The organism is Rossellomorea sp. GQ25 (assembly GCF_059758515.1).
Genome location: NZ_JCAXEQ010000001.1, coordinates 451589 through 476850 on the forward strand (window position 1 = coordinate 451589; position 25262 = coordinate 476850).

Annotated in this window: 24 protein-coding genes and 6 pseudogenes; 28 read left to right on the forward strand and 2 right to left on the reverse strand. The window is 34.6% G+C overall.

Going from position 1 to position 25262, the window contains the following annotated elements; translation table 11 throughout:
- Positions 1–260: 260 nt before the first annotated feature.
- The 22 genes and pseudogenes from AC6CIB_RS02480 (at position 261) to AC6CIB_RS02585 (ending at position 16987) form a co-directional block, all read left to right on the forward strand.
- Positions 261–1325, forward strand: a complete 1065-nt coding sequence (locus AC6CIB_RS02480) for an NADH:flavin oxidoreductase (protein ID WP_498277794.1) — start codon at positions 261–263, stop codon at positions 1323–1325.
- Between the two features lie 804 nt (positions 1326–2129).
- On the forward strand, positions 2130–2900 hold the full coding sequence (locus tag AC6CIB_RS02485; protein WP_498277795.1) for an SDR family NAD(P)-dependent oxidoreductase: 771 nt from the start codon (positions 2130–2132) through the stop codon (positions 2898–2900).
- A 495-nt stretch (positions 2901–3395) separates the two neighbouring features.
- Positions 3396–3654 (forward strand): annotated as a pseudogene (locus tag AC6CIB_RS02490) (metal-sensing transcriptional repressor).
- 141 nt (positions 3655–3795) lie between these two features.
- Positions 3796–4134 carry a thioredoxin family protein gene (locus AC6CIB_RS02495; RefSeq protein ID WP_498277796.1) on the forward strand — a complete coding sequence of 113 codons (339 nt, stop codon included), beginning with the start codon at positions 3796–3798 and terminating at the stop codon, positions 4132–4134.
- A gap of 442 nt (positions 4135–4576) precedes the next feature.
- Positions 4577–4838 (forward strand): annotated as a pseudogene (ytxJ, locus tag AC6CIB_RS02500) (bacillithiol system redox-active protein YtxJ).
- Between the two features lie 306 nt (positions 4839–5144).
- Positions 5145–5816 (forward strand): ArsR/SmtB family transcription factor, encoded by a 672-nt coding sequence (locus AC6CIB_RS02505; protein WP_498277797.1) that lies wholly within the window; start codon positions 5145–5147, stop codon positions 5814–5816.
- Between the two features lie 773 nt (positions 5817–6589).
- Positions 6590–6912, forward strand: a pseudogene (gene trxA / locus AC6CIB_RS02510) (thioredoxin).
- Between the two features lie 87 nt (positions 6913–6999).
- Complete coding sequence (locus AC6CIB_RS02515; protein ID WP_498277799.1) at positions 7000–7320, forward strand: thioredoxin family protein; 321 nt, start codon at positions 7000–7002, stop codon at positions 7318–7320.
- Between the two features lie 58 nt (positions 7321–7378).
- Positions 7379–8311, forward strand: coding sequence for a thioredoxin-disulfide reductase (gene trxB / locus AC6CIB_RS02520; RefSeq protein WP_498277800.1), 933 nt, complete (start codon positions 7379–7381; stop codon positions 8309–8311).
- 229 nt (positions 8312–8540) lie between these two features.
- Positions 8541–8975: an OsmC family protein gene (locus AC6CIB_RS02525; protein ID WP_498277801.1), complete on the forward strand. Its 435-nt coding sequence runs from the start codon at positions 8541–8543 to the stop codon at positions 8973–8975.
- Between the two features lie 513 nt (positions 8976–9488).
- A complete protein-coding gene (locus AC6CIB_RS02530; RefSeq protein ID WP_498277803.1) occupies positions 9489–10064 on the forward strand; it encodes a TetR/AcrR family transcriptional regulator in 576 nt (191 codons plus the stop codon).
- A 430-nt stretch (positions 10065–10494) separates the two neighbouring features.
- On the forward strand, positions 10495–10629 hold the full coding sequence (locus AC6CIB_RS02535; RefSeq protein ID WP_498278622.1) for a hypothetical protein: 135 nt from the start codon (positions 10495–10497) through the stop codon (positions 10627–10629).
- Between the two features lie 149 nt (positions 10630–10778).
- On the forward strand, positions 10779–11096 hold the full coding sequence (locus tag AC6CIB_RS02540; RefSeq protein WP_498277805.1) for a thioredoxin family protein: 318 nt from the start codon (positions 10779–10781) through the stop codon (positions 11094–11096).
- 493 nt (positions 11097–11589) lie between these two features.
- On the forward strand, positions 11590–11940 hold the full coding sequence (gcvH, locus tag AC6CIB_RS02545) for a glycine cleavage system protein GcvH (protein ID WP_498277807.1): 351 nt from the start codon (positions 11590–11592) through the stop codon (positions 11938–11940).
- Positions 11941–11997: 57 nt separating this feature from the next.
- Positions 11998–12228, forward strand: coding sequence for a DUF2553 family protein (locus tag AC6CIB_RS02550; RefSeq protein ID WP_498277809.1), 231 nt, complete (start codon positions 11998–12000; stop codon positions 12226–12228).
- 143 nt (positions 12229–12371) lie between these two features.
- Positions 12372–13031 carry a carboxymuconolactone decarboxylase family protein gene (locus tag AC6CIB_RS02555; RefSeq protein WP_498277810.1) on the forward strand — a complete coding sequence of 220 codons (660 nt, stop codon included), beginning with the start codon at positions 12372–12374 and terminating at the stop codon, positions 13029–13031.
- 21 nt (positions 13032–13052) lie between these two features.
- Positions 13053–13781 carry a DsbA family oxidoreductase gene (locus tag AC6CIB_RS02560; RefSeq protein ID WP_498277811.1) on the forward strand — a complete coding sequence of 243 codons (729 nt, stop codon included), beginning with the start codon at positions 13053–13055 and terminating at the stop codon, positions 13779–13781.
- Between the two features lie 87 nt (positions 13782–13868).
- Positions 13869–14384 carry an OsmC family protein gene (locus AC6CIB_RS02565; RefSeq protein WP_498277813.1) on the forward strand — a complete coding sequence of 172 codons (516 nt, stop codon included), beginning with the start codon at positions 13869–13871 and terminating at the stop codon, positions 14382–14384.
- 149 nt (positions 14385–14533) lie between these two features.
- On the forward strand, positions 14534–15739 hold the full coding sequence (locus AC6CIB_RS02570; protein WP_498277815.1) for an MFS transporter: 1206 nt from the start codon (positions 14534–14536) through the stop codon (positions 15737–15739).
- Between the two features lie 145 nt (positions 15740–15884).
- A pseudogene (locus tag AC6CIB_RS02575) lies at positions 15885–16121 on the forward strand (MFS transporter); the annotation flags it as partial.
- Positions 16122–16154: 33 nt separating this feature from the next.
- On the forward strand, positions 16155–16616 hold the full coding sequence (locus AC6CIB_RS02580; RefSeq protein ID WP_498277817.1) for a GreA/GreB family elongation factor: 462 nt from the start codon (positions 16155–16157) through the stop codon (positions 16614–16616).
- A 149-nt stretch (positions 16617–16765) separates the two neighbouring features.
- Positions 16766–16987, forward strand: coding sequence for a hypothetical protein (locus AC6CIB_RS02585; RefSeq protein ID WP_498277819.1), 222 nt, complete (start codon positions 16766–16768; stop codon positions 16985–16987).
- Between the two features lie 621 nt (positions 16988–17608).
- Here AC6CIB_RS02585 and AC6CIB_RS02590 read toward each other — a convergent pair.
- The gene (locus AC6CIB_RS02590; protein ID WP_498277821.1) at positions 17609–17869 is read right to left on the reverse strand and encodes a SurA N-terminal domain-containing protein; all 261 of its coding nucleotides are present in this window, start codon (positions 17867–17869) and stop codon (positions 17609–17611) included.
- On the opposite strand from AC6CIB_RS02590, the pseudogene AC6CIB_RS02595 reads away from it, so the two are divergent.
- A pseudogene (locus tag AC6CIB_RS02595) lies at positions 17830–17976 on the forward strand (GNAT family N-acetyltransferase); the annotation flags it as partial. The gene AC6CIB_RS02590 and the pseudogene AC6CIB_RS02595 sit on opposite strands and share 40 nt — an antisense overlap.
- Positions 17977–19044: 1068 nt before the next feature.
- Here the strand turns inward: AC6CIB_RS02595 and AC6CIB_RS02600 are convergent.
- Positions 19045–19890, reverse strand: a complete 846-nt coding sequence (locus AC6CIB_RS02600; protein WP_498277823.1) for an SDR family oxidoreductase — start codon at positions 19888–19890, stop codon at positions 19045–19047.
- 1464 nt (positions 19891–21354) lie between these two features.
- On the opposite strand from AC6CIB_RS02600, the pseudogene AC6CIB_RS02605 reads away from it, so the two are divergent.
- From AC6CIB_RS02605 to AC6CIB_RS02625, 5 genes and pseudogenes are all read left to right on the forward strand, one after another.
- Positions 21355–21459 (forward strand): annotated as a pseudogene (locus tag AC6CIB_RS02605) (aminoglycoside phosphotransferase); the annotation flags it as partial.
- Between the two features lie 201 nt (positions 21460–21660).
- Positions 21661–22152 (forward strand): HIT family protein, encoded by a 492-nt coding sequence (locus AC6CIB_RS02610; protein ID WP_498277825.1) that lies wholly within the window; start codon positions 21661–21663, stop codon positions 22150–22152.
- Positions 22153–22296: 144 nt separating this feature from the next.
- On the forward strand, positions 22297–22452 hold the full coding sequence (locus AC6CIB_RS02615) for a hypothetical protein (RefSeq protein ID WP_498277827.1): 156 nt from the start codon (positions 22297–22299) through the stop codon (positions 22450–22452).
- A 273-nt stretch (positions 22453–22725) separates the two neighbouring features.
- The gene (locus AC6CIB_RS02620; RefSeq protein ID WP_498277829.1) at positions 22726–24330 is read left to right on the forward strand and encodes an amidohydrolase; all 1605 of its coding nucleotides are present in this window, start codon (positions 22726–22728) and stop codon (positions 24328–24330) included.
- A 491-nt stretch (positions 24331–24821) separates the two neighbouring features.
- A complete protein-coding gene (locus AC6CIB_RS02625) occupies positions 24822–25193 on the forward strand; it encodes an SDR family NAD(P)-dependent oxidoreductase (protein ID WP_498277831.1) in 372 nt (123 codons plus the stop codon).
- The last annotated feature ends 69 nt before the right edge of the window (positions 25194–25262 follow it).

Genomic DNA, 25262 nt, shown 5'->3' on the forward strand with positions numbered 1-25262 from the left:
TAATATTACTCTTTTAATTTTATAGATACAGGGTTGCCAAAAAAAAAAAGCATGCTATTATACTTTGTACCGAACGGTAGGTACAAAATTCAGCATGCAAATTAGAAACTCTATCGGTGGATACTCCTGATGGTGGGTTCATTTGTTCTTTTTCAAGATGTACTGTTGAGAATAGTTAGGTTGATTTCATTACTTGATATAATTCCACGTACGTCTACATTATAAAAAAACACATTAAGTGATAAAACTTGGAGGTTTTTATGAATAATTATCAATCAGTTGAAGCTCTTTTCAAACCATTTAAAATGGGAAATCTGAAACTATCTAATCGTATTTTGATGGCACCTATGACGCGAAACTCTTCTCCAAATGGAGTACCAGGGGAGGATGTCGCTGCGTATTATGGTCGAAGAGCTGAAAATGGTGTTGGACTTATTGTGACAGAGGGTACGTTTATCAACCATCCGGATGTTGCATCCGAGGTGCCAGCATGGCAGGAGGACGTACCACACTTATACGGAGAAGAGGCGCTAAACGGTTGGACAAAAGTAGTTGATGGAGTACACGATGCCGGTGGGAAAATTTTCTCTCAAATATGGCACATGGGTGCACGAGGCAACGGTAATGATTACTCAAAACAAGAAATTTCGGAATTGGTTGAAGCTTTCGCACAGGCAGCAGCCAATGCTAAAAAAGTTGGTTTTGACGGTATCGAGATTATGGCAGCACATGGATTTTTAATCGATCAGTTCTTCTGGGAAAAAACAAACACGCGTACCGATGAATACGGTGGTGACATGGTCAAGCGCACGCGCTTTGCTAGTGAGGTCATCTCAGCTTGCCGACGTGCTGTTGGACCAGAATTTCCAATCGTATTGCGAATCTCACAGTGGAAATATGATTTCTATACAGCAAAATTAGTAGAAACTCCAGAACAACTAAAACATTTCTTAACGCCATTAGTTGATGCTGGCGTTGACATTTTTCATGCCTCTATTCGTCGCTTTTGGGAACCTGCGTTTGAAGGATCTGAACTGAATCTCTCAGGATGGATAAAAAAACTGACAGGAAAACCAACAATAACAGTTGGATCTGTCGGTCTTGATGGCGCTGATTTCGTGGATTTCTTTGCTACCGGGGAACAGGCTAATGGCAAAGCTAACAAGATGGGCGATTTAATGGAGAGATTAGAACGTGAAGAATTCGATTTGATAGCAGTGGGTCGCGCATTATTGGCTGACCCTGACTGGGTAAACAAGATTAGAGATGGACGAACAGAAGAATTAATTCCGTTTACGCGTGAGGCAATCGAAACATTATACTAAACGGAGCTTAAAAAATAATAAAGAACCCATTTTGATTGATTTATTTCAAAATGGGTTCTTTTTAGTTACTTTCAAATAATGAATCCCATAACATTTATCAAACTTTATTTTAATTTAGTACCTGCTTTACGTACATATGACTTGTATTAACGCGGTAACACAATAGAAATAAATAATGATTAACGCTGAAGTAGCTATCCTTTAGATACTATGTAGAAACCTCAATAAGCTTGCTTGTTTACTTTCATAAATTAAACAGAAAATATACCGGGGTAGGTGATGATTAGATGGTTATGGAGTATGTGCTCTTTTTTTATATGCTAGAGGTAGGCCTAGTCGCAGGAGATTCTACATTTGAGAGTAAACAGTCTGCGAAGTTTAGACAAGACTGCCTAACACATTGTTCCTTGTTCAACTAAAGTGGCAGAATTGAAAACCACAATATTTTAGAAATCAGACCAATAAAAAGATAAACTAGTGCTTGTCATTAAAAGGTATATACATTCGCCATAATCACTTATGTTGAAAACCATTAATGTATCTTGATTTTTTTACTGAGCAGAATAAACAGCAAGATCAAGAAGTCTCAAAAAGAATAAAAGTCCATCAAAAACTGTAGCAGCACTAGATAGATTCTATTAAGTGAAGAAATCTTAATTGACGAGACGGAGTTCCGATGCTACAATTCAATTATTCAATTGAATTGTTTAATTTGAACCACAAATAATATGCTTATAGGTGAAGGAATTTCCAATTTGTGATTGGTGGAACAACTGAACTAAATAAAAAATGGAGATGATGATAATGAGATTTGAAAATAAAACTGTAATCGTAACTGGTGGAGGTACTGGGATAGGGAAAGCAACTGCAAAAAGATTTTTTGAAGAAGGAGCAAATGTAATTATTAATGGACGTAGAGAAAATGTGTTAAAGGAAACTGCTATAGAATTTGATTCAACTGGCAAAAGAGTTTTATATGTAGTCGGTGACATCAGTAAAAAGGAAACTTCTGAGAATTTGGTTAAAAAAGCAGTAGAAGTGTTTGGTGGTGTAGATATATTAGTTAATAATACAGGGAAATTTAATCCAACACCATTCCTTGACCATACAAAGGAAGATTTGCAATCCTATTTAGATACAATCGTTAAAGGAACATTCTATCCTTCTCAAGCAGTTATTCCAGAAATGAAAAAACGTGGAGGAGGAGCAATTGTAAATACTGGTTCAATGTGGGCAATACAAGCAGTGGAGTCAACTCCTTCGGCAGCTTATTCAGCTGCAATGGCAGGAAGACATGCTTTAACAAGAAATTTAGCCGTAGAATTCGCTGGTGATCACATTCGAGTAAATGCAGTAGCACCTGCAGTTGTTGAAACACCAATTTACAATACTTTTATGTCAGAAGAAGAAGTGGCAGAAATATTACCAACTTTTAATGAGTTTCACCCCATTGGACGCAATGGTACTCCAGAGGATGTAGCAAATGCAATTTTATTCCTTGCGGATGATTCATCATCATGGATTACAGGCATTATTATGCCACTTGATGGAGGAGTTACAGCTCGATTAAGATAAAAATAGAAAAGGAGCAATCATAAAAATGTTTGTTCCTTTTTTATAATCAAAAATAGGAAATAGATTACACACATTTTTTCTAAGGAGGAGAATAAGTTGAATCAATCCATATTACAGGGGAGGTTTTTTAAATTATTTATTTGGTCACTTCATTATTAATTCTTGTATTATTTAAGTCATATAAGCGAAATTGTCCAGTAAAAGGAATTCATTGTGTTGAAAAAAATAAATTAAAGGATCCTACAATCATTGTAATAGATATACGGAATTACAATGAAATCTCAAATTCCGATGTCTATACATTGAATATTCCTTTTGCATACTTAAAGCGCTTTTATATGGAAATCCCCCAGGGTAAAATACATGTTATAGCTGAAGATAAATTAGAATTGAACTTAGGACTACGTTTTTTGATAAAAAAAGGGTTTACGATTAATAGTTTTGAATTAACAAAATATCCATGTACTTTTAACCAAAAGAAAAGGATGTTGGATCATGGAGTATAATCGACATGTTAAAAATCGTTTAAAAGAATTGCAGGACAAGTGAAAGGTGTATTAAACATGATGGAGCAAGGGGAAAATTATAGAGAGATTGTAACTCAATTGTCAGCTGCCTACAGTGCTTTAAATCGAGAAATAGGTGTAATGGTTAGCACTAAGCTTGAACAATGTGTTAGAGAAAGTGTTAAGCAGGATGGAAAAACAGAGAATTTAGTAAAAAAGCCATTGATTTATTAGTTAAGAGCAGATAAAAAACACCTATCCTTAAGAATATTAGGGGTAACTAATTGATTATTATTATACCATTACAGGTATAAGTATTACGTTAGAATTAAAATAGTAAAAGTAAATCATGCAGTAGATGTCTAAACAATCAATAAAGGAGCAAGAAAATGAAAAAATTAGAAGAATTAACTTCGATGAATATGATAGAAGATTTCTTGAAAAACCATGAATTAAGTTTTTTATACGTGTCAAGAGAAGATTGTGGTGTATGTCATGCTGTTTTACCAAGGCTAAGAGAATTACTCGACAAGTTTCCACTTATCCACCTAGGACATATAAACGCCTATGAGGTAGAGGAAATAGCAGCTAAATTCTCTATTTTTACTGTACCTGCACTACTTTTATTTATAGATGGAAAAGAAGTATTAAGAGAGGCTCGGTTTGTTCACTTTGATGAATTAGAGAAACGAATAGAGAAAATTTATGACATGTATAATCAGCAATAGAAATAACGTGGTTACTTTACTAGAAAAAGATACTGAAAATCAGCTCAAACTATAATTGCTATGCTAAAAGGTGAATTTTATTATTGAAGAGCCAAAGTATATGAAATTGTTTCTGAATGTAGTTGATATAATTCGTCAACAATATAACTTATCTTATCAGTAAATGGCCGAGTAGCAGAACGAATTAATTTGTATGATTACCTAGCTGTACCTATCGGTTGGTACAGGTAGGTTAGATATTATGTAGTCGCTTAATCAACTTAAATGTTTCTAATTAGGAAGGTAAATTTCTCTTTAAAAGTATACATTCTTCAGTTAGTGACAAAGTGGTTATTTTATTTGACTTATAAGATCAATGAATACTATAATTCAATAAATCAATTGAATGTTCAATTAATTTAACTTAATTTAAGGGGGGAGAATGAAATGAAGTGGACAGGTCATTTTAAAGCATGGTACGACCTGTACCGTGAGCTCTGATGAAATTAAAGAATACGAGCATTATTTAGAAGGCTTACCAAATAATAATGTAGACTACAATATTGTTAAAGTAATCGAGTCACGCGCGGTTTCAAATAATTGCGGAGAATTTGAGCGTCAAGCATGGGTCTCCAAAAGTTATTTTTGTGAAGGATAAATCTAAATATTGGACAGCATCACATTGGTCAGTTACGACTGAACATATGACAGCATTATTGAACTAATTGAAAAGTAGATATTAGTTTTCTTCATTTAATAATTAATCTTGTATCTAACCATAAATAATTTAGAAACAGTTACATCAATGGATCTATGCATTGTAAATGATGATATTGTTAGTTAAATTGTTGGAAGTAATTGCTAACCTGCAAAAGAGAAACAGCCTCTGCCTTTATAATTATCCCTTTAATTCACACATGTTTCTCTTGCAGATTGAGTATGAGCTAATGAAATCATTATCTTGTTATTCTTAATTTAACTATAGTATCATCAACAATGTAATTAATTGAATAATAAAAAGGATGATTAGTATGGAAGAGCTCCTTTCTTCTGCAAAAGATTATAAGAATGAATTGTACAAACAACTAGCAAGAATTGGGAAATGTTTATCTAGTGACAAACGACTTGAGATATTAAATTTGCTTTCTCATGGTCCAAAAACAGTTGAAAAGTTGACGCAGGATACAGGAATGAATGTGGCAAATGTTTCTCGTCATCTTCAAGTTCTCAATGACTCAAGATTAGTTAAGTTTACTAAAAAAGGAACATATGCTGTTTATTCATTAGCTGATCCATCTATTACTGATTTTTTATACTCCTTATGGCGCATTGGTGAAAATCAACTTTCAGATATAGGTCGAATTAAAGATGATTTCTTAGGTCACATGGAAGGTTTATACACGCTTACGATGGATGAAGTGTACCAAAAGTTAAAGGGAAGAAATATTGTTCTCATAGATTTGCGCCCGAAAGAGGAATATGAAGCTGAGCATATAGAAGGCGCGGTCTCTGTCCCTATGGAAAAGTTGGATTCATATCTCCAGGAATTACCGAGAGATAAAGAAATTGTAGTTTATTGTAGAGGAAAGGTTTGTGCTTTTTCAGCTATAGCGGCGCAAAAAATAAAAAATGAAGGGTTCATAGCTTACCGAATGGAAGAAAGTATTTATGAATGGCAGAAATATTTGGAACTAAAACATTAATATCTATTTCTATTTATCACTATAGGTCATGAACTTCTGTATGCTTTCAATTTGTATTTTTAAATTTTATATGACCAAAGTGCAAATTGAATTCACATCTTAAGTAATGGCGAGACCCGATATATTATTTAACCAAAGTGTTATTTTTATAGCGACAAAACTATTACATTATAATGTCAGTAAGAATGGAAAAAGTGAGTAGACAATACTTTCCTTATTGTTCTATTCGAAAAGACCAATTTTATAATATGTTCTTTCATCGATGTGATTCATAAAATGTGCAACCTTTCTTACTGCAATATATTTTTAATAATAAATTTTAGAAAGTTATATTAAAACTCCTATATACTCCTATATGCAAGAGCGGTAGGATATAAAGGGTAGTTTACAGCTACCCAGGCTGTCGACAAAGTCGACAGCCGTTTTTTATATGTGTTTTTTTCGAAGAAAACCACTTTATTTGCAGTTATAAAAGAAACAAAATCCCTTTTTCTACAGATGCTTTTTGAAAATAGGGGTTTGTCTACACTCTGAATGGTTCTTTTCTTCATTCTATAGCAACTAACAGCATATAAAACAGCCTTTGTTGTTTTTTGGTTGGATAGTTATATCACGTCAATATTGATATTTTTCTTCTAGTAAAAATCAACTTTTATGGGGGTTGACGAAAAGTGTTTTCAATTATATAATTCAATTAATCAATTGAATAGTTTTTAATAGTAAATTGATTATATCTCATTAACTTAAGTGAAAAAATAGAGGAGGTTATTTCTATGGGAGCAATAACACTGCCAAATGAAACATTTCAAAACCACATTCAATCTGGCGTGACATTGGTTGATTTCTGGGCTCCTTGGTGCGGACCTTGTAAAATTCAACTTCCAATTGTAGAAGAATTAAGCGATGAAATGAAAGGGCAAGCAACAATTGCCAAAGTTAACGTGGACAAAATGAGCCTGAATTAGCTATGCAATTCGGCATAATGAGTATTCCGGCATTGCTTCTGTTTAAAGATGGCAAGGTGGTAGATAAAATGGTAGGTATAACCCAAAAGCATGTATTAAAAGATAAAATATTAGAACTGAATGGTAATTAAAGCAGCGATTATGGAAACTCAGCAACACTTATTGAGGAGTTTTGTAGACATTATGAAATTTTTTATATGTTGTAGAGGAGGAATAAAATGGCTATTATTCATGTAGCGAGTAATAAGCTAGAGAAGTATTTAAACACAGATAAAGTAGTATTATTAAATTTCTCAGCCACTTGGTGTGGTCCTTGTATACGTTTTGGAGAGATTCTAAAGGAATTAGACGAGGAATTAGGAGATAGCGTACAGATTGTAAAAGTCGATATTGATAAATATCCAAAGCTTGCTAAAGGTTTTAACGTAATGGGAATTCCTAATTCTCGTTTCTACTTTAATAATCAATTTGAACAACCTTTTTTTGGAGGCAGCTTAAAAAAATTAAAAGAAGAGGTACTACGTATTAAAGCAAAGTAATGCGTATACCAAACGTATATGAGAGGAAAAGCAGATGATAATAGAGGAGGAGATTAATGTGAAAAACCAAGAGACGTATGATGTTATAATTGTTGGGGCAGGTCCTGCTGGTATGACGGCAGCCGTTTATACTTCACGTGCTAATCTGAACACATTGCTTATTGAACGTGGAATACCTGGTGGACAAATGGCAAATACACAGGATGTAGAAAATTATCCTGGCTTTGATCATATTTTAGGTCCAGATCTCTCTAATAAAATGTTTGAGCACGCCAAAAAGTTTGGTGCTGTATATGAATACGGAGATATAAAAGAAATTGTAGGTGAAGGTCGTCTAAAAAAAGTAGTAACTACAAACAAAGAGTTCTATGCCAAAACTGTTATTATCGCTTCTGGGGCAGACCATAAAAAGCTTGGAGTTCCAGGGGAGAATGAGCTTGGTGGTCTAGGAGTTTCTTATTGTGCAGTATGTGATGGAGCATTCTTCAAAGGACGTGAACTTGTTGTTGTAGGTGGAGGAGACTCAGCTGTTGAAGAAGCTGTGTATCTTACACGTTTCGCTTCAAAAGTCACTATTATCCATCGTCGAGATCAATTGCGTGCACAAAAAATACTCCAAGAAAGAGCATTTAGCAATGAAAAGATTGAATTCATTTGGAATAAAGAAGTTACAAGTATAAATGAAGAAAAAGGAAAAGTGAATACAGTAACGTTAAAAGATACAAAAACAGGTGAACAATCTCAATTCCCGGCAGATGGTGTATTTATTTACGTGGGTACACTTCCGTTAAATGGTGCATTCAAAAACCTAGGTATAACCAATGAAGAAGGTTATGTAGTGACGGACGAAGCAATGGCTACAAAGATTCCTGGTATTTATGCCGCTGGAGATATCCGTGATAAGACCCTACGCCAAATTGTAACAGCTACGGGTGATGGATCAATAGCAGCTCAAAGCGTACAACACTTTATTGAAAACCTTGAGAGTTGACAATTACCCTTTGTGCTATAAAAAGTGAGTTATTAAAGTTGTGTATAGTATGGGTTTGTAGCAAATAATGTTGTTTCGGTTTAGTTAACGATTGTAATCAAGTATGCTAATGTATGGTTTGTACCAAACGGTAGGTACAATCTGTTACGCTAACTGCTTTTCATAACCAGATCTTGAAATCTTATAGCTAATATAAAGTGAAAATAATTATTTGAAGGAGTGTTTAAACATGGCTAATATGCAGACGAAGGCAAACGTTGTTTGGCATAATGGAGTAAAAGGTAACGGAGTGCTTAAAACAGGATTTCTTGATGCTAAGGTTGCTATACCAACAGTATTAGGTGGTAGTGGAAATGGAGCATTCCCAAAAGAAGTTCTTGTAGCTTCTGTAACAACTTGTTATACATCTGTACTTGTATCTATGATTGAATCAAGAGGGCTCCCTGTATTAGAAATCAGTGTGGATTCTGAAGCATCGATATTTGATGATGAATTTAAAATTATCCACCACCCTCATATAGTTTTATCAGAGAATGCAACAGATAAACAAGTTCAATCAGCAGAACGATTATTTGTGGCAGCTGATAGAGGGTGTGTTGTAGGAAACTTATTAAAAAAAGCTGGCGTAAAGATCGAAGTTCAAGGGAAAATCTCTACAACATGAATCTAAAGGGTAGCATTAAGCTACCCTTTAGATAGAATTTAGCTTTATCTATATATCAAGACCTGATTGAGGGGTTTGTCATGTGAAAATCCCCTCAATTAAGGAATTTGTTAGACAGATCTCCAAAGGAAATGAATCTTTAAGAGCAGCGCGTTTTTTTGAATTAAAGAATAGAGGAAATTTATAACATGTATATGATCAGTAGAAGTTACACGCCAGTGAATTTTTAACCAAATTATAACATTAGTTAACAAATGAATGCGTTCAATGGGTTAGGAACTATATGTTGTCAGCCAGAAGGATTATAAAGTAGCAATTATAAATAGACTATGGTAGAATTCATTTGTTTCTACTTACATTCATACAAAAAGAGAATAAACTCAATAGAACTATTTTCACTGACATTTTATAACTGTGAGTAGAAATATTTAAACTAATGGAAATAATTTTTCGTTTTGTTCTATCGAATATGTAGAAAATAGGTAAATTCACTAATAAGGGTGTGATTATAATATGTCTAAGCACCAAGAAATTCTAACTATAGCAAGAGAAGTTATTCATTCTAAAGGATATCAAGCTGCATCTGTTAGTGATATCCTAAGCGCTGCTAAAATTGGTAAAGGACAATTTTATCATTATTTTTCTTCTAAACATGATCTTGGACTGGCAGTTGTAGAAGATTTTATTCAAGAATGGGATCAAAAACTGATTTTAGATATTCTTAAGTCAAGTGACGATCCTGTGTCAAAATTAAACAATATGCTGGACTGGACTGTCAGTTATCATTCAGAAATGGATTCAAAAACTGGATGTCCTTTTGGAAACCTCGCAATTGAGATGAGCGAGCACGATGAACAATTTCGATTAAAGATTCAACATTTTTTTGAACGTTGGATAGATGGAATTCAAAACGTGTTAGATGAAATGGTAGAAAAAAATTTATTTAATGACACCATTGATACCGAAAAACATGCTCAGACTATCATTGCTATGCTTGAGGGTGGAATCTTACTGATGAAGATCCAGCAGGATATGAAATGGTTTTTAAATGTAGTGGAAGTGATTCGTCAACAATATATTTTATCTTAATAGTAAGTGAATACTTTGTTCTAAACTGTACCAGAAGGTAGGTACAAACAGGTAATTTGGAGGTAGCCAGTAAGAAGATAAAGAATAATCTGTTGTAAGCAGCTATTATTTTTTATCTTAAGCTACTCTATTTTAAATAGGGTTATAACTTGTGGTTGTGATATCACCAATGAGTGCTACTTCGATTTTGTATCAATCAGTAAAAATGGTAAATATCGGTCTTACTATCTTGAAGAAAAAGGGGTTGCATATAAAAGCTGTTATAAAGTTGTACCAACTGATAGGTACAGAAATTTAGGTATGGATAGGAAGAGGGTTACCACGACACCAACAGAACTATATTATTCCAAAGACCATATCTGGGTAAAAAGTTGAAGATAATCGAATACGTTTAGGTATTACAGATTACGCTCAAACAACGCTTGGTGAAATTGTTTTCTTAGACCTTCCAGAGGAAGGTAATTCATTAACGATAGAGAATAGCTTTGGTGATGTGGAGTCCATTAAAACTACATCCGAACTCATCGCACCATTTAATAGTCAAATTCTAAAAGTAAACACATAATTAGAGGATAGTCCTGAATATGTAAAAGAATCCCCTTATGATCAAGGATGGATATTGGAATTTCAATGGATAATATAGATGATATCCAAAATCTTATGAGTGTTAAAGAATACGAAGATTATGCATGAAAAAAACTGGAGGGAATCATGATGGAAAAATTACAATCAATGGATCAATTTGAGAAGTTAAAAAAAGAAGAGCGCGTTGTCTTTATGTTTTCAGCGGACTGGTGCCCAGACTGCCGGACGATCGAGCCGATTTTGCCGGGCATTGAAGCAAATTATCCGGAATATCAGTTTATTTATGTAGACCGGGATGACTTTATTGATTTGTGCATCGAATTGAATGTATTTGGTATTCCAAGCTTTATCGCTTATCACAGCGGAGAAGAAGCAGGGCGGTTTGTCAGTAAAGATCGGAAAACACAAGAAGAAATCGAAGCGTTCCTTAACAGCTTGTCCGCTTAATCGTTGCTTTGAAAAAATTGTTTAAATAATGATAGATATGATTGGGAGGGAGGGGCTGTCTTAATGAAAAATCTGCAAAATGTTTTTAAATAGAAATGTTATTGATGGTTTGCAGAAATAGTTCAACACTTCTCTGACACTTAATTTATTATTGCCACTATTTAGAAAGATGGGGGTACAAATGTTTGTTTGTTCCAAATGTATAGCAGGGTAATGCTGTTAAAAGTAAAGAAACCAATTTTGTAAATAGCAAATAGGAAGAATAATTTTGAACAATGCTACTCCTGTTGTACCATCATTTTAAATAAGGCAGATAACTTGTTAAGTGATAGCAATGTGAAGCTCTACATCCATAGTGCTTTGTAAATAAAAATGAAATATCCGCTTACTATCTTGAAAATAAAGGGTTGCATATAAAAAAAAAGCATGCTATTATAAAGCTGTACCAACTGGTAGGTACAGATATTGAGTTGTGGTTATGAGGAGGGTTACAATGACTACACCAACAGAACTGTATTATTCCAAAGACCATATTTGGGTAAAAGTTGAAGATAATCGAATACGTTTACGTATTACAGATTACGCTCAAACAACGCTTGGTGAAATTGTTTTCTTAGACCTTCCAGAGGAAGGTAATTCATTAACGATAGAGAATAGCTTTGGTGATGTGGAGTCCATTAAAACTACATCCGAACTCATCGCACCATTTAATGGTCAAATTCTAAAAGTAAACACAGAATTAGAGGATAGTCCTGAATATGTAAATGAAACCCCTTATGATCAAGGGTGGATATTAGAAGTTCAAATGGATAATGTAGATGATATGATATCCAAAACCTTGTGAGTGCTAAAGAATACGAAGAATATGTACAAGAAGAAAACTGAAAGGAAAATAATGAACATGGCAAATCATAAAAGAGATGTTACAAAGTTTTTAAATGTTAAACTAAAAGAAAATCATCTTCTTTTATTGCATAAAGATGAAGTCGTGGCAAAGCTCCCTTTAAAGAATAAGGAAGAGCTGATATTATTCTCAAATTATGTAATAAAGGGAGGTAGGGTTTGCAAGAAAGCTGAAAACCCTTCTAAGGTAGACAGTTATGTAGAAAGCTGCGATTTAGGTTGGTGCTAAACCTAAATATAGAGGACACTAAAGAACGATTAATATTTATCTAATTATGTAATAATTAATAATTTACCATTACATTTAATTTAACTGTACCGAATGGTAGGTACAGTCGAATGTAAAATTCAAAGGAATTAGAGGGAAGAATTATGAATCAAAACGATAGTTTATACAAAAAATCACATTTTAACCGTTTAGGTGAATTTAGTACACTTTCACCTGAAATCTTTAAATCATTTGTAGTTTTTGACAGAAAAGCGCTATCAGAAGGAAAGCTAACAGCTAAATTAAAGGAATTAATTGCAGTTGCTGTTGCTCATACGACTGGATGCCCCCATTGTATTGATTTTCATGTTAAACAAGTTAAAAAACATAGAGCTTCCAAAGAGGAAATGGCTGAATCAATTATGGTAGCAACAGCCCTGAAAGCCGGATCAGCTCTTGCTCATGGGGTCAATGCTTTAAACGCTTATGATGGAACAGCTGATGATGAATTATATCGAGCTTCTTATATCAACCGACTAAAAGAGTTTTCTCAGTTAGATGGAGATGTCTTTAAAGCGTTTGTGACATTTGACCAACAAGCGATGAAGGCGGGATTACTTAGTGTGAAGGAAAAAGAGTTGATTGCTATAGCAGTGGCCCATACAACAGGATGCCCTTATTGTATTGATATCCACACTAAAGCAGCCAAAAAAGCAAAAGCAACGAGGGAAGAAGTCGCTGAATCAATTATGGTAGCAACAGCATTGAAAGCCGGATCTGCTCTTTCTCATGGAGTTAATGCATTAGTTGCATATGATGAATAAGTCTTATATAGGAGTGAAAGTATGAAAATTGAAATCTGGTCTGATATTGCATGTCCGTTCTGTTATATTGGAAAACAAAATTTAGAGAATGCGTTAGCTAAATTCCCTTATAAAGATCAAGTAGACATTGAATTCAAAAGTTTTGAACTTGATCCAAATGCATCACTATATGATGGGACAAAATATGTTGAAAATTTATCTTTCAAATTTGGAGGCAGTGAGCAAGCAAGACAGTTTATTACTCAATTAACTCAACAAGCGAAAAATGTGGGCTTAACTTTTAACTTCGATGAAATGAAACCAACGAATACATTTAATGCTCACCGCCTAGCAAAATGGGCCAAAACTCAAGGTAAAGAAGCCATTGTTAATGAAAAGTTACTATCTGCACACTTTACGGAGTCTAAAGATGTAGGAGATCTAGACACACTAGCTGATATTGCAGAAGCTTCTGGTTTAAATAGAGACGAAGCATTGAAAGTATTAAATGATAAGAAACTATACGCACAAAACGTAAGAGATGATCAATATGAAGCTAAGAGATATGGTATTAAGGGCGTTCCGTACTTTATTATCAATCAAAAATATGCTGTCTCAGGAGCACAGCCAGCGCAAGCATTTGCTGAAGTGCTAGATAAAGTTTGGGAAGAAGACAAACCGGCACCGAAATTAGAAACTCTATCGGCAGATACTCCTGATGGAGGGGTATGTACTGATGGCAGCTGTGTCATTCCCCCTAAAAAATCATAATAAAAGGCCTTTGTAAAAGCTTTTATTAGATAACGAAAGTGGAAAGAGATAATTCTTAAAAAAATACAAAATGAAGGAGATATAAAAATGACAAAAATTAATGGAGTCGATACAAAAGTTATTGAAAACTTAGTAGAAAATTATAAAAAAAATCCTGAGGAAGGAATGGCAGGATGGTCTTCTTCGGTAAAATGGAATAGTGGATTTTACGCTGAAGCACTTGTAGGTGATCACAAACCCGTCCTGATTGATGAGCCAGATTGGTTATCAGGATCTAATAAGGGTCCAAACCCAGTTGAACTTTTATTAAGTGCATTAGGTGGTTGTGTATCAATCGGATTTATTGCAACAGCTAGTTTAATGGGTATTAAGGTGAATTCCCTAGAAGTTAATGCTTCAGGACAATTAGACTTAAATGTATTTTTGGGCTTAAAAGAAGGAAATCCAGGTTTTAACGAAGTTGATGTTCAATTCACAGTGGATAGTGACGCAGACGATAAACAACTTGAACAATTAGTTTCTAAAGCAATGGAACTTTCTCCTGTAAAAAATTCACTGCAAAGAAATGTTCAAGTGAATTCAACTTTTAATCGTAATAATTAAATAGTTTCATGACAGTGCCGATCTTACTTTACCTTGCATAACTATCTTTAGAAAGAACGTAGATATTACGCGACATATTCCATGCGTAATGTCTACGTTCTTATACGTTGCAGATAGAATTGGAAAGGCGAGAGGAGGAAAGAACCATCATGTCTGAAGTTAACACAAGTATTAACAGATGGAAGGCTCTATTTTGGATTGCATTGGCTGAACTATTTACCCTCAGCTTATGGTTTAGCGCTTCAGCTGTTCTTCCCCAATTAGAACGTCAATGGGGAATGAGTGCAACAGAAGGATCATGGATGACCACATCCGTACAGATTGGGTTCATAGTTGGAGCAATTTGTTTTGCTTTTCTAGGTTTGGCAGACCGTTATAACCCAAGAAAAATAATTGTTATTGCCAGTATATTCGGAGCTGTCATTAATATTTTATTTACTTTAAGCTCTGGAATGGTAGTGGGATTAAGTTTACGTTTTCTAACGGGAATTACTATGGCAGGTGTTTATCCTACTGCCGTGAAACTACTCTCTACTTGGTTTCAAGATAGACGAGGATTTGGTATTGGAATTCTAATTGCAGCTCTGACATTAGGTTCTTCATTGCCACATCTTTTTAATTTATTTATTCCGAATGTCAGCTGGAAGATATTAATGCTTGTCAGCTCTTTATTAGCATTAGTCGCAGCTGGTATTATGCAGTGGGTTCTTCCGGATGCTCCGGCGTCTAAAAAAGAAGCAGCTACTGTGTCGGTGAATACACTTAAATATATCTTAAAAGATCGACCTGTAATGTTAGCTAACTATGGCTATTTCGGTCATATGTGGGAATTGTATGCTATGTGGACATGGCTTCCATATTTCTTAACAGCCAGCTTTAAAGCATCCTTAGAGGGGACAGCTTTACAAGTGGCCAGTACACTGTTCGCATTTTTAACAATTGGAATTTCGGGGGCTATAGGTTCGATAATAGGTGGATTATATGCTGATAAAATTGGAAAAGCACGACTTTCTATGATTGCCATGATTGTTAGTGCCGTATCTTCTATATGTATCGGACTTACCTTTGGTCTTTCTATATGGATTACCGTTATTGTAGCAATCATTTGGGGGATATCAGTTGTTGCAGATTCGGCACAATTTTCAGCAATGGTTGCAGATTTAGCAAAATCAGAATGTGTAGGAACTGCCTTGACATTTCAAATGGCTATAGGTTTTCTTATTACGGTCTTTTCTATTTATTTGATTCCGGTCTTTGAAGATATCGTAGGGTGGAAATGGGCATTCTCAATCCTTGCGATTGGTCCTGTTCTAGGAGTTTTGGCAATGATTTCACTTATCCGTTATAAACATTAAACGATGTAATCATTTTGTTTTTTAACACAGTAATGGCATGTTTTTTTCGTTTTAAAGAGAACGTGACGGGTTCTCTTTTCTTTTTTTACCTGTTTAATCTTTGTTCTTTAATTAAAGCAATCCTTTAGTTAAATAGGAACAGCTTTTACTTTCACCACCTATTTTTAACACCATTCTTGTTATTATTCCACTGCATAAGCGCGGAAGTTCCATAGGAATTAAGGAGATTGTAATTAAGGTCAAACCAGCTACAGGACTAACAGTATCAGGATAATCTTAAAAACTTTAATGGCAATGGATTTTCCGGATTTCAATACCGTTACTGATTATCGCATTAGGTGCTTTCTTTATGCAAAATGTAACAGAAGCAACAAAACCGAGAAAAGTAGGTTCGGTAAAGGAGGGTGAATGATTGATGGACAAGAAGTTACTTACGGAAGCTGGTTATAATGCGTTGAAGAAAGAATTACTTTATTTAAAGGAAAAAAGATGGAAAGAAGTTAGTAAAAAAGTTCAAGAGAGCAGAAATTTTTGTGATTTTAACGAAGATCCTGAGTATCAAATTTCAGTGGATGAATTGGCTACACTTAAAAAGAATATAAATGATTTGGAATACATTATAAAGCAAGCAAAAATAATTAAAAATACAAATATAAGGGAAGTTGGGGTTGGATCCATTGTTACTGTTAAAGAAGTGACAGAAAAATATGAAATGCATCTTAAAATTGTGAGTCCCGCAGAATCATATCTATCTGAAAACTATATATCCGATGAATCTCCAATCGGCAAAAGTCTAATTGGTCACAAATTAAATGATAATGTAATGGTCATGACCCCTTCTGGAATGATGCATTTATTAATCACTGAAATACAGTGATTATAGAGGGTGAAACCTAAAGAGTCAACAGCCTGCATGTGACTGGATATAACTTCTGTTTCTGTATATAATTGTAATTATTCACTAATAAAACTCTTTAAAATGGTATATTAGATATATCAAAATTATTAAGAAGGGGTGCTATAGACATGTCAGAAAGAAACAAAGTTATTCCTAATGTTGAAAAGGTGAAAGAAGTAGGGGTAGCTGTTGCTGAAGTAGGTAAAGCGTTTGGGGATGCGATAAGGAAACACCCTGAAAAAGCATTAGGTATAGGAGGGGTCTTAGGGGGTCTTTATATCCTAAAACATAAAAAAATTAAATTTAAACTTAAAAGACCAGATTTAGACATTGAATTTGAAACAGAATAAATTATTTTGAAGACATTGACTTCCATTATTAGGGGAAATCTAGATCCGCAGCTAAGAGAAGTAATTTCTTATGGAATTAACGGGGGCAATAATTTGTCCTTCTTCAATTCTTGGGCAGGTTAATGGAATAATATGTAAATGTTGACCTATGGGAAAAAGAGGGCGAGAGTGCAATAAGGGAGTGAGTTATATGGATAACATGATAAAAAAGGTTTTTACAATCAGAAATAATGTATCAAGATTTATATGATGAAATAATGAACTTTATCTCAAACGTTCATATAAGAAATGGCGAGTTTGAAGGTAACGAGTTTATTATAAAAAAAATAGACCAAGACAACTTTATTATCTTTCCTGAATATACATTTCATGGTGAAAGCCAAAGAGATATTCCATATAGTACATCTATATATAGAAAAAACCTAATAAAAGAAATTAACGATTATGCACAAAAACAAGGTATTAAAAATTAATTAGCTTGTTTCGCTAACGGGGTCAATAACTGAAGAACAAGGTAGATAACGGAACAAGGCAGTTAGATTTCATCTGGAAAGGTTGACCCAGATAATTGCCCCCATAGGAGGCTTATAAGGAATGGGTTCTTCATAAATTTGAGGTTTTTCAAGAAAGTGCTTCATTTGCCATCTCTATATTAAATTCTATAACCTCTTGAACTTCTTCATCCGATTCAGAAAAGCCTTGGGTTTTAGCTTCATACATTAATATGTAGTCATCGATTAATTGTTCTATCGCATTAGCTCTTATGTTTTCTTTATCTAATGATTGCTTAGAGTTGAGACTCTCTAAAGATTGTATTCTTCTCTCAATTTTATTTTCCGTTACAGGTTTGTCTGGAAGTAATGCAAGATAACACGGGTGCAATTAAATTATATAAGAATATGGGCTTTATTGAAGAAGGACGGAAAGGAAAAGGTGTAAAACTAGAAAACGGATATCAAGATTTAATAATAATGGCATTATTTGTTTGAAATTAAACAGTATTCAACAATCGGGGGCTTTAGTTGAAGATCATTGTAAGTTGCTGCGGTGGGCTGTAGCTCTTTTTTTCTTCTTCAACTAAAAGTAGTATTGTGAAACATAGTAAAGTAGACGGTTATTCATTTCTTCCTCTGTTGTGGGGCAAAGTATAAATAAGACAATTGTATCTTTTGCATATGAAATTGTATTAGTGAGTTTAATCATCTATTCGTTAGTTATAAAGTTTGATCAAGATAGGATTTTATCCTGGTTTGTTTGGGGATATTTTTGATTGATATATCGCTCGTTTCTTCGTTAGCAAAAATAAATGGTCGTACGTGAAGAAATATTCATTAGAACTACTGGCAATCATGATCAGTTATTCAGGGCATTACGATTGGTACGGGTCATTAGGTTGCCCTTTTTGTCTTAGTCCATGTACCTTTGAATATGCAATCCACTTCTCCACTTCGTTGGCCTTCCCTAGATGCTCCAATAATAGTAGTATACCGAAGGTCTAGTGAAGGTGATATAATGTGTTGATTTTTAATGAGCAAAAAGTGTTAACTTTAGTTTAGCGTTCACACCCTTATGTAAATCGAGTATTCATTATTTGTAGTAGCTTACATAAGAAATTGGTAAGCTATTTTTTTATGTTTATAGTACGATTAATAAATGCACCGTACGAAACGTACATTCAAAATGATGGTACTACTCTTAACTTTAAATGGTAAAATAATTAGTACTTATTTAGGGGGGCATATGGTAGATTACCTGTGTTTTTTGTACATATGGCGTAAAACCGACCCCTGCAAGCCAATGTCGCGTTCGGGATGTTGAGCAATCTCCGATCGGTCATCTGGATTGCAGGAACTCGGAACTGATGTTATGGAAAGAATGACTATTGGGCATAAAAGGAGCTATTCTTTTTACATAGATAGTAAATAGTGAAAACATTAAGTTTTTTATTAAAGGAGTGATTGCTTGAGGTTGGAAAACTGATCTTCAGCTTTTCCTTATTCCCTTCTCCGTTAAAAGCCGTCTTTCCTGTTGTACTTACTATTATCCCGTAGATGTCCCTAGACCCAGTTCTCCTTGAAATCCTCAATATATTTCCTAATATTTGTGGGTTTTTTGCCTGTTACTTTTTCATAATCATGCTTAATTCCTTTTGCAAGTCCGAGCTTTGTTGGCATATGAACACCAACGACAACCTTTACAAAACCATCATCTTCACCCATTTCACCCATATATTCCCTGAATTCTTTTACTGTAGGATTTGTGTATTCAATTTTCACTCCTAGTACTTCCGTCATTATTCTGGCAACCTCATAAAAGTCAAGGGCTTCACTTCCTGTAATGACATAGATTTGGTTTTTATGCTTTACTTCCTCGATCAACGATAAAGCTGAGATTTCAGCAAGGTCTCTAGTGTCCACAAAGCTTGTTTTTCCTTTACCTGCCGGAACAAAGATACGCTGTCTTTCTTTAATTTCCCTACAAAGAAAATCATTTAAATTCTGCATAAAATATCCAGCGCGTACGAAAGTATAAGGGATGTTATAGCTTTTTATTAGCTTCTCTATTTTGTAATGGTGAATAAATGGCATGAACTGTACATCTTTTAATGATAAATAGGTCAAGTGTTTTATCCCTTTATCCTTTGCCTTTTCTAGAAAGATATCAAAATGCAGATTTTCCCCAGGTGGATACATTAAAAAAATTCGATCAATATTTTCAAGTGCCACTTCAAACGTACTAGGATCTGAAAAATCAAGTCTTACGTATTCATATGCATCACCGTACTTAGCTTGGGCTTTTTCAACGTTTCGCACCGCACATAGCATGGGCAAATCAGTCTTCTTTATAAAGTTAGCAACCTCAAATCCAACCTTTCCCGTAAATCCTGTGACTAAAATCTTCATTACAGTCCCTCCTTTTAGTTATAGCTTTTAAATTTGTCCGGAATTTTATAGTGGCTTTGTAGGTGGAAAATTCATTTAACTTATTCTGGAATTTCTAATCGTTGCTTAGGGTCGGCAGCACCTTGAAATAATTGACTGCAATATCTATAGATGAAGGCTTTCCTGTTCCCTATGTGTTTAAAGAGGAGAAGATGTCTAAGTAACAGTTCCTAAATTCAATATTTATATTTTAAGATAAACAACATAAACAACAACACATATGTTAATTTTAATGTTGACTTTGAATATGATGTTTTCATATTTAATGAGAATGATTTTAATATGGAAGATTTGAATAAAGCCTCTTGGAGTTAACAGACCTTAATTCCAGTTATAAATACGATCTTACTAATCAATGAAGCTTGACTGTCATTATCTTGGTTATGATAGTAAACACATTACGTTTATTGGTATTCAAGAAATAAGAATTTCCGCTCTGTTTCCTCGTGGTTTTATTATTAGTGTATCCTCTATTGGTTCCTCCTTTCAAGAGAATTACTAATGTTTTTGACATACTATCTCGCCTCTATTAATCTCCACTTTATTTAGTCCATTTTGTTTTCAATGTTTTAAATACCTATTCTCTCCTAAAATACTTGATTTTCTTAGATTCTTAATACCCCTTTTATACAAATTATAGAGGGGTTTTTTGGTACCTAATTGCCATGTGTCCCTAAGAACGATCATAAAAGCAATTTATAAATTAATATATAAACATAATTCAGTGTTGAAAATAACATATATGTTATTTTTAACAACAATATTAATATTGTTGTTAAAAAAGTTACTATGGCAGACGTAGCGTAGAGAAGCGGAGATATTGTTACTTGTTCAGATAAGGATTTTGGCTTTTGACTCGACTTAATTCTCAGAGTGAACACACCTATATAATTTGTTTTGTATAATTTATAAAAAAACATTTTTTCAAATATAGTTAATTTTCCAATCCTTTAAAATAACTTTCTTGCAAATTGTAGAGGGGAATTTGTTTGTGAGATCATATTGTTATTTTCCCTTATCCAGCTAGTACTTCGTTGATTTACACTTGACGCAAAAACAATAAATTTCAATTATCTTTTGGTATAATCACATTGTTTTAGGTGGAGGTAAGGATGGGGTGAATTGGCGAAGGCCAAGAGGGGCTAGCCCCCTCAATCGTTGAAATAGATGGAAAATGATATAGATAAGGCGGAAGGTCTGGTGTTTCGGCAGGTACAATTGTCAGAGCAGGCCCAAATACTTTGAATGATCGTTTTTAGGAATGTTCGGCTTGGCGCCATGCCTTCACCTGCCGAATTTCGTGGGACAAGGGGGAAAGGGTGGAGATTTTTTGAGAGGGTTTCTCAAAAAATACGACCCGAACCTTGTGCGGAGAAAAGCCCTCCTTTGGATATAATAGTAATCACTCCCTGTTTTCATGGCACCAAAGAAGGCGATAAGGCTTTTCAAAAAATGATTGATGATGGCCATTATGACCATTACCAAAAGGAGCTAAAATTCATTCGAGAACATGGAAATGAGTGGATTTGATGCAAGGTTATGTTGAACTAATGGATGCTTAAGTTAAAGAAAAAACTGATTAAGGAATATTATTTGGGAATAGCTGAAGAACCGGAGTTGGTTTTCAGCTTTTTCTTTATTCAATTAAAGGGGCAGTTTAGTTTAATAAAAAAGTAATCCTAATTTATGGTAATATTAGGATAATAGGAAAATGTCGGGAGGAGAATTTCTTTGACCCATTATAGCCATATGCCATCAGATTATGTTTGTCCTTTTTGTTTGGTTGTTAAAGGTGAAGAGGACGAAAAAAATAGAATAGTTCAAACTAAGCAGCAAGATATTATTTATAGTGACGGTGACGTAACTGCTTTAATCGCAACATTATGGTGGCCTAATAATAAAGGTCATGTGATTATCATACCGAATAAACACTATGAAAATATTTTTGATTTACCTATAGAGATAGCAACTAAAATACATAAATTGTCACAACAAGTATCCATAGCACTCAAGGAGGGTTACGGTTGTGATGGTATCTCAACAAGACAACATAATGAACCTGGTGGTTGTCAGGATGTATGGCATTATCACCTACACGTTTATCCAAGATATTGTAATGATAATCTTTATCTAACACATGGGAGTTTGAGCAAACCCTCTGAACGATTAGTGTATGCTGAAAAGCTTAGAACATGGTTTGAAACGAATATCATGATTAAATGATAATATTTGTTAGAAAGTTACTTATAGGACAGCTTTCTTACTCAAGAAACAGATGCTTATCCAGAACAGAAACTTTCCAAGAGGGTTTTCGTATAAGTTAATTAAGATAGCCAGAGAAATAATTGTTATGTTTGAGGGGGTTCTATGAAGACGATGCTTGATGGGATAAAGAACATATTTTTAGATTTATTTGCAATGGGGAAAGGCTTTATCTATGGTTTTGTTATGGTTGCACTGCTAGTTTTAATTAGTGGGGCTTTATTATACGGTATTTTGCACCTTCGTAATCTGATATTTTAACTTTATAGGCTTATTCCATTATAGGGGGCGCTAATCTAAGAAGGATTAGCGCTTTTTTCTGTGAAAATAAAATTGTATACTCCACCTCCTATTGGAAAAGGCCGTATTTGAAAACTTCCTATATGTTTTTGAACATTCCTTTTGGGTATACCCAAAATAAAGTCATACATAAAAGAGCGAGCAGAACCGAACAAACAAGTTCTTCAATATTCAATGTAATTAATGTTTTGGATTTCCAATATTTTATAGAAATCTAAAGTGGGAGGAATCTTTATGAAAGTTATAGATAATGTAAAATTATTCAGGCCTTATAAAACTGAGAGAAGTGATGATATTTATCACCTAATTATTGAGGAAGACAAAATTCAAGAACTCAATAAAGGTTCATTCAACAGCACTGAGGGAGAAATCTTTGATGGGAAAGAACTGACATTGGCTCCCTCTTTCAATGATTCACATATGCACCTTCTAAGATTTGGATTAATGAAAATGGAATTGGATCTTAGGGATGTAACTTCTTGGGAAGAGATGAAACAAACCGTTTTTGATAATTATAATCATAAACAAATGAAAGAACATGAATGGGTTGTTGGAAGAGGTATGATGGATGATCAATTTGACGATATCGATCACTTACTTGATGCTAGGGATTTGGAGGAGTTAGACTACAACCGACCTGTCTTCTTTTTACATGATGATGGTCACGAATGCGTAGTAAATGAAGAAGCTTTGAAGATTATTAGAGAGAAGGACGAGTTAAGTCAATTCCCCGAAGAATATATAGAAAAAGATGAAAAGGGTAATTTGACAGGGAGGTTTAAGGACACCGTTGTTCATTACATAAAATTTCACTTCCGGCAAAAAAAGAATGACGAAGTAAAAAGGGCATTGAGAGAAGCAATTCCCAAATTACTTCAAAATGGAATTACTTCGGTACACACTGATGATCTTAATTATGTAGGTTCATATGAAACTCTTTGGGAATCCTATATTGAATTGGAAAGGGAAGGAGAATTGCCAATTGATGTTCATTTGCATCATTATATCTTTGGTATAAAGGATCTAAAGCGTTTCATAAAGGAAAAGGGTATGCAAACTGGAGAAGGAACTGATCGTGTAAAGGTTGGATCCATAAAAATCTTTCTGGATGGGACTCAAAGGCTTCACACTGCTGCGCTAAGGGAATCCTATAATGATAGACCTAAAACAAAGGGTAATCTAAACTATTCTCCGTTGGAATTGAAAGAGATTGTTTCACTTGCCGATAATCACAACCTGCAGGTAGCTATGCATTCCATCGGGGATAGAGCGGTTGAGGAAGCTTTGAACGCCATTGAAATGGTAGGAGCAGAAAAAATGCGCCACCGCATTATTCATGCTCAAATTCTTGCTCCTGATTTGCTCAATAGACTAGAACGGGTAAGACCATATTTAGAAATACAGCCTGGTTTCATGATGAGTGAGTACGACTCTACCGCAAAATGGGTTGGAAAAGAGCGAGAAAAGTATTGTAATCCATGGTTTGCAGTATTCAAGAGAGGAATTCCCTTTACCTGCAGTTCCGATTGTCCAATTGGCCCGCTCTCTCCGATGGTGGAAATGTTTGCAGCGGTGAACCGAACAGATATGAAAGGGAAACCTGAGGGAGGGTGGCTGCCGGATGAACAAATAGGTATAGACACAGTGTACAATGCCTATACGGAAATGCCGGCTTTGCTGGAATTTCAGGAGAGCAAGAAAGGAAAATTGGAGGAAGATTTTTATGCTGATTTTGTACTGCTTTCAAACCATCCAAAGGAGGTACAAAAAATGAGCATTAAGGATATTAAGGTAATTGAATGTTGGTCAAAAGGGGAGAGAGTATATAAGAACGATTAACATTATTTATTATTTTGAATTTATAAACACATCACATATGTTGGAATAAAATTGCTGCTCTAACTCAAATGAGCAAGATAAGGGGAAATTGAACGTAATCCTATAACCTATCCTAAAACAAAAAGTACAAGTATTATTTAAGTTAAGAGTAATAGCAGCAGGATTATTGCCCATATAGATTGAGTGGGCAATAATTCTGCAAGTTGTGTGTATGTAACTAGTTGAAAAAGAAAAACGCTACTTAAACATATTTAGTTAATTATTATTATTGTGTTTACTTCGAGAGATACCCGACCTTAATCCACGATACTCCTTTAAGCAAGAGCTAAAAAAGGGACCTTCCATTAAAGGGGGCGATAGCTGAAGATCGGGCAGCTGATCTCCGGTATTTTCTTTGTTCCGTTAACCGGGCAGGTTAGTTGAAGTTGAACAAAGATGTATAAATCTTTTTCTGTATTTAAAATTGAGTTAGGTAAGGGAGTTAGAGGAATTTGAAACCATTACAAGGGAAGATTGCTGTTGTCACAGGTGCATCCCGTGGAGCGGGTAGAGGGATTGCCTTCGAACTAGGCAGTGCAGGAGCGACGGTGTATGTGACAGGTCGGAGTGTAAAGGGAGCTACAACCGATAATCGATCAGAAACCATTGAGGAAACTGCCGATGGTGTCACTTCACGGGGAGGTAAAGGCATCGCCATACGATGTGACCATACACGCGACAATGACGTGAGAAACCTCTTTGAGCAAATTGAAAGGGAACATGGTCGGATTGATATTTTAGTCAATAGTGTATTTGGTGGTTCCGAAAGTTCTCTACCATCAGGAGATGGACGACATTTTTGGGAACGACCACAAGAGCATTAGGATGCTATGATGGTTGCTGGACCACAAGCTTATTTACTGACTACTCGATACGCTGTACCTCTGATGAAG

Excerpts from the sequence above, each read along its gene's own strand:
- AC6CIB_RS02505 (WP_498277797.1), top strand. The coding sequence starts at position 5,145 with ATGGAAGAGCTCCTTTCTTCTGCAAAAGATTATAAGAATGAATTGTAC.
- AC6CIB_RS02550 (WP_498277809.1), top strand. The coding sequence starts at position 11,998 with ATGGCAAATCATAAAAGAGATGTTACAAAGTTTTTAAATGTTAAACTA.
- AC6CIB_RS02615 (WP_498277827.1), top strand. The coding sequence starts at position 22,297 with ATGAAGACGATGCTTGATGGGATAAAGAACATATTTTTAGATTTATTT.
- AC6CIB_RS02585 (WP_498277819.1), top strand. The coding sequence starts at position 16,766 with ATGTCAGAAAGAAACAAAGTTATTCCTAATGTTGAAAAGGTGAAAGAA.
- AC6CIB_RS02480 (WP_498277794.1), top strand. The coding sequence starts at position 261 with ATGAATAATTATCAATCAGTTGAAGCTCTTTTCAAACCATTTAAAATG.
- AC6CIB_RS02530 (WP_498277803.1), top strand. The coding sequence starts at position 9,489 with ATGTCTAAGCACCAAGAAATTCTAACTATAGCAAGAGAAGTTATTCAT.
- AC6CIB_RS02495 (WP_498277796.1), top strand. The coding sequence starts at position 3,796 with ATGAAAAAATTAGAAGAATTAACTTCGATGAATATGATAGAAGATTTC.
- AC6CIB_RS02525 (WP_498277801.1), top strand. The coding sequence starts at position 8,541 with ATGGCTAATATGCAGACGAAGGCAAACGTTGTTTGGCATAATGGAGTA.
- AC6CIB_RS02580 (WP_498277817.1), top strand. The coding sequence starts at position 16,155 with ATGGACAAGAAGTTACTTACGGAAGCTGGTTATAATGCGTTGAAGAAA.
- AC6CIB_RS02540 (WP_498277805.1), top strand. The coding sequence starts at position 10,779 with ATGGAAAAATTACAATCAATGGATCAATTTGAGAAGTTAAAAAAAGAA.
- AC6CIB_RS02600 (WP_498277823.1), bottom strand. The coding sequence starts at position 19,890 with ATGAAGATTTTAGTCACAGGATTTACGGGAAAGGTTGGATTTGAGGTT.
- AC6CIB_RS02485 (WP_498277795.1), top strand. The coding sequence starts at position 2,130 with ATGAGATTTGAAAATAAAACTGTAATCGTAACTGGTGGAGGTACTGGG.
- AC6CIB_RS02565 (WP_498277813.1), top strand. The coding sequence starts at position 13,869 with ATGACAAAAATTAATGGAGTCGATACAAAAGTTATTGAAAACTTAGTA.
- AC6CIB_RS02620 (WP_498277829.1), top strand. The coding sequence starts at position 22,726 with ATGAAAGTTATAGATAATGTAAAATTATTCAGGCCTTATAAAACTGAG.
- AC6CIB_RS02560 (WP_498277811.1), top strand. The coding sequence starts at position 13,053 with ATGAAAATTGAAATCTGGTCTGATATTGCATGTCCGTTCTGTTATATT.
- AC6CIB_RS02515 (WP_498277799.1), top strand. The coding sequence starts at position 7,000 with ATGGCTATTATTCATGTAGCGAGTAATAAGCTAGAGAAGTATTTAAAC.
- gcvH (WP_498277807.1), top strand. The coding sequence starts at position 11,590 with ATGACTACACCAACAGAACTGTATTATTCCAAAGACCATATTTGGGTA.
- AC6CIB_RS02555 (WP_498277810.1), top strand. The coding sequence starts at position 12,372 with ATGAATCAAAACGATAGTTTATACAAAAAATCACATTTTAACCGTTTA.
- AC6CIB_RS02570 (WP_498277815.1), top strand. The coding sequence starts at position 14,534 with ATGTCTGAAGTTAACACAAGTATTAACAGATGGAAGGCTCTATTTTGG.